We start from the raw sequence: 613 nt of genomic DNA, 5'->3' as shown, positions 1-613 counted from the left end.
AACAAGCTGTGGCGTTGGTATTTGTCGTACGCAGGGTTGCTCTCAGCACCATCTTTACGGGTAATGGTGTTTTCGGCAATGTGCTGCTCTGGCGTGAAGATCACTTTCGCCGCTTCTTTTGGCGTGACCACTTTCGCGCGGTACAAGATAGCAACCATGATCGCATCACTTCCGAAGTACTCTTCTTGGTACTTGTCTTTATCTGCGATTTCAACGTAAGTGTAATGATCGTCTGCGTCATCGATTTCCGCATTCAATGCATCCACCAAGTTTTGCACAGCACTGCCATCACCGAAGCCGTTATTTTCCACTTCCATCAAACCAATGATGTCAGCATCCATCTTATTCATCGCAGACACGATCTTCGCTTGTTGGATCAAGAACTCATCGTGATTCGTCGCGCCACGGTTTTGGCCTGTCGGGTTGTTGTTTCCGCTGTCTGCAACCGAAGTGAAGTAGTTAAGCACGTTAAAGCTTGCAACGCGTAAATCCGACTCTGCGATAGCTGGCGCCGCTTTACGTTCGACATCAAAGCCATCACCCGCTGCCACAAAGTTAGTGTTATTTACATCGTTCGTCGCGATCAGACGGTGTTCGTTGTAGCGGTAATTCA

General features: G+C 48.5%; 1 pseudogene. It reads right to left on the bottom strand.

Annotated features, from left to right (window positions below):
- A pseudogene (locus R8O11_RS29150) lies at positions 1-613 on the bottom strand (nuclease); the annotation flags it as partial.

It is taken from the genome of Vibrio sp. 1288, assembly GCF_033344475.1.
Note: the sequence above shows the minus strand (reverse complement) of the source record. Positions and strands in the feature narration are given on the sequence as shown.